This window comes from Pseudomonas sp. RL_105y_Pfl2_101 (genome assembly GCF_963970585.1).
GTDB lineage: Bacteria > Pseudomonadota > Gammaproteobacteria > Pseudomonadales > Pseudomonadaceae > Aquipseudomonas.
The window spans coordinates 1-5,272 of sequence record NZ_CAXAPG010000077.1 but is presented as its reverse complement, the minus strand read 5'-3'; the positions used below and the strand labels follow the sequence as shown (position 1 = coordinate 5,272).

At 43.1% G+C, this 5,272-nt stretch carries 3 protein-coding genes and 1 pseudogene; all 4 read right to left on the bottom strand.

Annotation, left to right across the window (positions count from 1 at the left end):
- A pseudogene (locus AACY31_RS28180) lies at positions 1–119 on the bottom strand (IS5/IS1182 family transposase); the annotation flags it as partial.
- Positions 120–228: 109 nt separating this feature from the next.
- On the bottom strand, positions 229–1,794 hold the full coding sequence (locus AACY31_RS28175) for a DUF6119 family protein (protein WP_339505571.1): 1,566 nt from the start codon (positions 1,792–1,794) through the stop codon (positions 229–231).
- Positions 1,795–2,884: 1,090 nt separating this feature from the next.
- Positions 2,885–3,898 carry a DUF4062 domain-containing protein gene (locus AACY31_RS28170; RefSeq protein WP_339505570.1) on the bottom strand — a complete coding sequence of 338 codons (1,014 nt, stop codon included), beginning with the start codon at positions 3,896–3,898 and terminating at the stop codon, positions 2,885–2,887.
- Positions 3,899–4,029: 131 nt separating this feature from the next.
- The gene (locus AACY31_RS28165) at positions 4,030–4,860 is read right to left on the bottom strand and encodes a hypothetical protein (protein WP_339505569.1); all 831 of its coding nucleotides are present in this window, start codon (positions 4,858–4,860) and stop codon (positions 4,030–4,032) included.
- Positions 4,861–5,272: the final 412 nt, after the last annotated feature.

Genomic DNA, 5,272 nt, shown 5'->3' with positions numbered 1-5,272 from the left:
ATCAGGGCGATCAAGCTTTTCCAAGGCACTACCTGATCCATCTCGATCAGGAACAACTCCTTGCGGGTCTGCTTGCGCTTGCCGGCGTACTCGGCATCGGCGAAGGTCATCTGTTTCATCATTGAAAGCTCGGCGACTGGTGTCCGGTGATTTTGCCTAATCAGGAAGTCTTTTTCAGAGTTTCCCTAGAGGTACAATTGATCTGGGAGTAGTTTTGGGACTGGTTCGCTATCGTCGCGCAGCAGTGTTTTGTTGGGGCGTGCGCCTGTAACTAATGTTTACTATGGGGATTCTTCCGCGTAGAAGTGTGAACTTTCTCCAGTTGGCCAGCTTAGTGAGGAATATAAGAGAATTCAGATCAGACAGGCGTTCAATGTCTGTTTGGCGTTCGATAAATAACCATAAGCATACCTGCTTTACATAAAAGTCTGTTCCATTTACTTGAGCAATGAATGAGCTTCGTTCAAGAACACTAAGAGACGCCATCGCCTGGTCAATTGCATAATTCAGTTTTTGCGGTTCTCCAATTTTTACGATGAAGATCGTCTCATCCTTAAAAAGATCGGCAACTTCTACCGTAGCACCTTCGGGCGAGCTCAAATCACGATCGCCGTCACAGTACCCAAAGTTTTCGGCCAGTGTTACGTTGACAAAGCGCTCGGCATATTTAACTCTGCCGGCCTGCTGTCCTTTCCAAATCTCAAAAGCCTCATAATTAAATAGAGGCATTTCAATCGAAAATCTAGTGTCAATCCGATTGACTTCTTGACGAATTGTATTCAGGTAAGTTAAATCATATCGATGCCACCTACCACCCTCGAGATAGTAGCCTTCTTCATCCTTGTAATCCAAGATGTCCTTGAGTGTTGTTATCTGCCTCTCGCCATCATCACCCAAAATAGCAACTGTTGCATCGAATAGCGCTTCATAATCTCCATCGAAATCTTCACGTGCAATGGTACGAAGCGTCGTCAACTCAAGTTCGTCATTCAAGACAAATCGTTGTTTGGGTGTCCTAAGCACATAGTCGCGCTCTTCAGGAAACATCAGAGCGACACCTGATAGCTGCGTTGGACTGATGTCGGCCATATACAGATCGTTTTCAATCGCTTCTATCAACTTTTGATCTTGTTGAAGAATTACGTCTTGTTGATGGATCATAATTCGTCGAGGAATCTGTTTTACAATATCACTTTCAAGCACTCTGACGAGTCTCTGGCATATGAGATGACAGTTTTCTACTCCAAATTTTCGGTGCCTAAGATGAACTGAATGTCCGCAACTGATGTTCCGCCCCCACATTGTGATGTCAGCTGGAATACCTCGAATGTAATCGACAGCTTCACCAGCTTCATACGCCAGATCTGAAATGATTTTATATGTGTCGATGCTTCTTAATCGGCTTCCGGCAAACTCTTGCGAACTTTTTATTTTGAACGAGCTCAGCAGTCGACTGGCTATATCTATACCGAAGTCGAGATCGGAAAATTTCGAGATATAGAAGTGCGCTGATCCATAACTTAATACAAATGCTTGATCATCAAAGGTAACTATTACGGCGGCGGCGTAATGAGGGGTGCTCTTTTCATCGATTTGAAAATTTTTTGCTAGGTCGGCGGTCCACTTTATTGGAGTGGGATAGGCACTCTGTGTAAAGAAGAGCCTCAGATTAAAACGTTTCTCTTCGTGCTCACGTTCTATTTCTTGTACGAACGTAAGGTTATTAGCTGTTAATGACTCGACCAAATTATCCAGTTGGGCAGTGTATATTTTAAATATATTGAGGGCCGCCATACCAATCCCCTGGTTGTGAAACCACTTACCCGATAGTGCTGTCAGAACCAGGTATGAGGTGCCATCCTGTAGGTGCAGAAAAAAGCCTGCGAATCTGATGCTAGCACAAAGCTACCCTTGGGCGACTGCTCGTTGGGTAAGCGTGGAGGCCGAGGGTGGAATCGAACCGACATAGGTGGATTTGAAATCTACGAACATCCCCATCGCCTGATGTCAGCTTCGGGGCGGATGTTGCCTCCCGCGAAGCGCCGCAACCGGCCCAAAGCGGACAGTCTCACTGGGACTGGGCTGGCGCGCTGAAAGCGCGTCCGGCGAGCGTGCTTGAATGCCTTGCTATGTATTCCTTCGCCGAGTGAGCGGGAAGACAAATGGCTTTTCTTGAGTTAAATTTATTTCGTTTAGCTTGTATTTAAGTCTAATATCACTACAACTAAATCGTCGAATTAGGTCTTCCACTTTAATATCACTTAGCTTGTGATTCCAAGGGTGAATTATAGAGCCACCCCTAACTTTATCGAAGCCATACTTTTGTCCCAGAGCTACAGTGATAGTATTTTTAATCTCTGTCACCCAGAAACAATCGCCAGTTGATCTAAAGGCCGCATGTAAGTGAGTTGCTTTTCTCTTTCCCGTGAGGCCGCTCTCTATATATCTGATGGCGCCATTTTTATTTAATGTAGAGTAAGGGCTTTTTTTACCATGGCTTCGCAGCCTTGATCTCAACCCTTTAGCTGTACCCACGTACCATGAGTTCAGCTCAAGCTTCAAAATATAGATATACCAATTTCTAATTTCTTCATTCCTTTTCCGGAATAAAATTGTCCATAACGATTAAGCTAAGCATTTTGAGACACTACTCGATTCGCACTGAGCGTGTCTATTGCAAGTGGGTTATACCGCACTGCAGGATTAGGTCTGCTGAGGTCGAAGCGTCTCATGCAGGTATCTAGCGGAGCGAGGGGTAACCCAAAACGTCCGCTCTCGGCCAAAAGCGGTCATCTAGTGACTACGGCACCAAGGGCAACTCACACTTCGCCACGCCATTTAACGCTGCATTCAGCGGCTTGTCCGCTGCAATGCTTTGTTAGCTTTATTCATCATCATCCGTCGGTATACCCTCTTCTAGTTTGATTCTCCTGGCCCTTTTAAGCACCTGTTTCCCGAGAACAGTTAGACACCAATAATCATCCTTGTCATGTACTGAGTGTTTCTTCTTTGACGTCTCTACAACTTCTAATGCCACGAAGTCTGCTAGAAGCCCTGATGTGATATTCCGACCGATAGGCCAATTTTGGTAATATTTAGTACCAACTAGATGTAATGCGATGTTGCGAGCCACACCAATAGACGAGTTTTCATTGATTAAGTTAGGCGCGGCCGCCAGAAAGAGATCTAAAAGGTCTGTTTTTTGCCATGTTGCATCTTTCCAAGAGGATGTCTTTCTCACTTGAACTTTTTTTGAGTTAGCGTGCATTATCGAGACCACATTCCTAGCCTCATCCTCTGGCTCTTTAACTACCTTTGCAAGCTGTTCAATATGCTTTCTCAACTCAGCGTTTTCAGCGCTCAAGCGAGATAGCTCTCGAGTAACCTCAGGGCTTACTGCCTCATCTGCTCGTGCCCAGCCTACCCTCGGATTAGTGGTAATTGCTTTTATCAAAGATATTGAAACCTTCCCGTGAAGGTCGTCTTTAGAATCCCAAAAGTTAACAAGTTTGCTTTTAACTTTAGATTTAAACTTGCTTAGAGATTTCTGAGCTTTTGCTGATGATTCACTTTTCTCAGAAGGCCAAGGAGCCGTGTCATTTAAAACAAAACCTAGTGTTGGCACCTGGCGTTCAATCGCAAAGTCATATTCCATTTCAGTGTAACTTATACCGCTAGGGCCGATGGATCCATATTTATTAGCGACTACCACGATGTAGTAGTCTGACTCAACTATTTGCCTCTGAATTATTTTCCACTGCTCATCATCCGCAGCGCTGAACATTTCCATTCCCACTGGAATATGCCCCATTTCTAGCACAGCCTTTATAACTTGATCCCTTTCTTCTTTAAGATCCTCATAAGTTGAACTCACAAAAACCTGATATTTTTTTTCCATAGCATAATTTCCCGATTAAGCTAACGCCCAACTAACCGGTGAGGGTTACTGGCACGTTGTTTTGCGTGTTTTTGCAAAACGCGTGACCGTATTCCGAATCCGCGTTTAGTTGCTTGTTATATGAATACACGCTAAACCAAAAATACTTGATCACCAATCAAGTTATCCATTTCACTCGGTGTCACGCTGTCCAATAGTGCATTAAATATTTCAACCAATTGAGAGTTTAACTTTCTTTCTTGTATATCCATGCTTGATAGCACGTCATCAAAGTTGCGTTTACAATCTGAAATGTTTTTGGGGATAGGTAGATTGTTAATATTGCTAGATATCTTGTTAATGCTATCTTCCCAATACTGGAATTGGTCTAGTGTTATTTTATTTTGCTTTTTAAGTTTGTGGAGCAGACGTCTAGCCTTATCCCTCTGGTTGTTTTTCGTAAGGGCCAAAAAGTACTTATGGAGAATACCCATATCATGCTCACAACTATTATCGAGAGAATTAAAATCCAAAAGTTGATTTAAAACATTAACCCTGATAGATGGTGTGAAAGTACTAAATAATCTTGCAGTATTTGGTGTTTTAGCTAGGCCATTGTCTTTAAATAAATCAACCAAGATTAAATCAAATAGTGTTATCGCCTTATCAACTACCTTTTCTGCTGTTTCAGAGGTAATGGTATCTCTACTAAAGTGGCTGGCTTCATTACCGTGATTCTCGATAAAATAAAGAGCATCTATTAAGCGACTAGAGTATTCTGTAGATATTTCCTTAATTTTGTTTCCTAAGGATAACTTTTCAAAGTTTTCAACTCGTTTGCTCGCTTCCTTACTTAAAAAAAGATCAATCACCATCTCAGCGTACCACCTTGCTGCCCAGCATTTTGTATCAGGAGATGTATCAATAGAGGTCATCTCTTTAATACGGCTTTCACCATATTTAGGGGTTAAAATAGTACTCATGAGCTTCCTTATTCATATAACGCCGCGCTCTGGGGCAAACTGAAGCGTAGCGTAGGTTTGTCCCTAGCAGCGCTTTGTTACACATTTTCATGCCTCAGGTCTGTGATTCCCGAATATCTTTCATCAATTTGTTCTGGAGTAAGATACATATTCTCGTATCGATATTTTGATCTTTGATACTGCCCAAAAAATACTGGCTTCCCTGGCTTACTTTTATCGCGGCTAACCTCAACCATTTGAACCTCGTTACAGTATGGCTCTCGCCGCACAATTTCCGCCATTTTATCTAGGGATGGTCTGAAATAGCCGGATGTTTTCCGGCTATCGAGCCGTCAGTACTTTTCAAAAAACGACCCGCGTCGAAATTTGATCCATTTTCTTCATTTTTCAGCCCTTCCGGGCGCAGCAAGGC

What these genes read in the sequence shown, in the direction of transcription:
- AACY31_RS28175 (WP_339505571.1), bottom strand. Translation starts at nt 1,794, where the DNA reads ATGGCGGCCCTCAATATATTTAAAATATACACTGCCCAACTGGATAAT.
- AACY31_RS28165 (WP_339505569.1), bottom strand. Translation starts at nt 4,860, where the DNA reads ATGAGTACTATTTTAACCCCTAAATATGGTGAAAGCCGTATTAAAGAG.
- AACY31_RS28170 (WP_339505570.1), bottom strand. Translation starts at nt 3,898, where the DNA reads ATGGAAAAAAAATATCAGGTTTTTGTGAGTTCAACTTATGAGGATCTT.